The 1270-nt window shown below is 52.9% G+C and carries 1 protein-coding gene; it reads right to left on the bottom strand.

The window, feature by feature from the left end; all coding sequences use genetic code 11:
• Positions 1-622: 622 nt before the first annotated feature.
• Entirely contained in the window at positions 623-1057 is a 435-nt protein-coding gene (locus JHD59_RS21930) for a hypothetical protein (RefSeq protein WP_199155829.1), read from the bottom strand.
• Positions 1058-1270 lie beyond the last annotated feature (213 nt).

The following is a 1270-nucleotide window of genomic DNA, read 5'->3' as shown; positions in this document are numbered from 1 at the left end:
CCCCCCCCCCCCCCCCCCCCCCCCCCCCCCCCCCCCCCCCCCCCCCCCCCCCCCCCCCCCCCCCCCCCCCCCCCCCCCCCCCCCCCCCCCCCCCCCCCCCCCCCTTCTCACCCACCCCCCCACCACCCACACCAACACCTCCGTGCTGTCGTCGGCAGCGTCAGATGTGTATAAGAGACAGACAAGACATCATGCAACGCAAAACAACCGCATGGCACAAGCCCTGCGGTTTTTTGTTATCTATTTCCGGCTGCGCTCCTCAGCCCAAGCGATGTGAAGTGTTGGTATCTATGTTGGCATCAAGCGTACCATCGCTGTCGATACCAACAGTAGACACATGCTGCTCCCACATTCACCCCCAAGCCCCCTTCTTCATCCTGCTGACAGCTCGTCCTGCTTGGAGTTGCTTTTGACGTCGGTACGTCACCCCAAATTAATGACCATGACACAACCCATGGCAATGACGATTGGATTATGGGAAAATAAAATCGTTTATTGCACGCACTTGGAAACCGCCGTGTAATACAAGAAGTAGTAATCATTCTTCTTAGGAGTATCCCGAGAAAATCTAGCCTTCATTTTATCCAGCACAACCCTTGGTCCTTATTCAACCATTCTTTAATTAATTACACATGACAACTATTGCTTGCTGGTTCAACAAAGAAAATGGGAAATCATCAATCTGGATGTGTGGAGATAGCAAAATAACAAACTCAGAAAAATCTATGCTACTTGAGTCAGGCCCAAAGATTTTTTCTATCCCGATTCGCTGCTTCAAAGATAGTAACAACGGATTTTTTAATGAGTTGTTTTTTAGCTCCACCATAGGAATTGCATTCGCAGGAAATGCCTTAGTTGGGCTCACCCTCACCTCAGCACTCTCTACTTGTCTAGCACGCTTAAACTCCACAAATTTACCACCTGCACTTGATGACATCGCCAACTGTGCACTTAATTTACTCCAGATGTACGTAAAGCAAGTTGGTGCAATTGCCGGAAATATGGCACTTTGCGAAGTTGCAACTATAGGCTTCTGCCCGATTGAAAATAGGTACAAAATCTATCACCTAACTCCAAATCTTGAATCAGGGGAGCTTAATTATAAATTAGTCACTTACCTTGAAAACTGTCTCTTATACACATCTGACGCTGCCGACGACAGCACGGAGGTGGTGGTGTGGGGGGGGGGCGGGGGGGGGGAGGGGGGGGGGGGGGGGGGGGGGGGGGGGGGGGGGGGGGGGGGGGGGGGGGGGGGGGGGGGGGGGGGGGG

This window comes from Chromobacterium sp. ASV23, from assembly GCF_016428945.1.
In the GTDB taxonomy this organism is placed as follows: Bacteria; Pseudomonadota; Gammaproteobacteria; order Burkholderiales; family Chromobacteriaceae; genus Chromobacterium; species Chromobacterium sinusclupearum.
The sequence above is the reverse complement of the archived record's forward strand: the minus strand, read 5'-3'. Positions and strand labels throughout refer to the sequence as shown.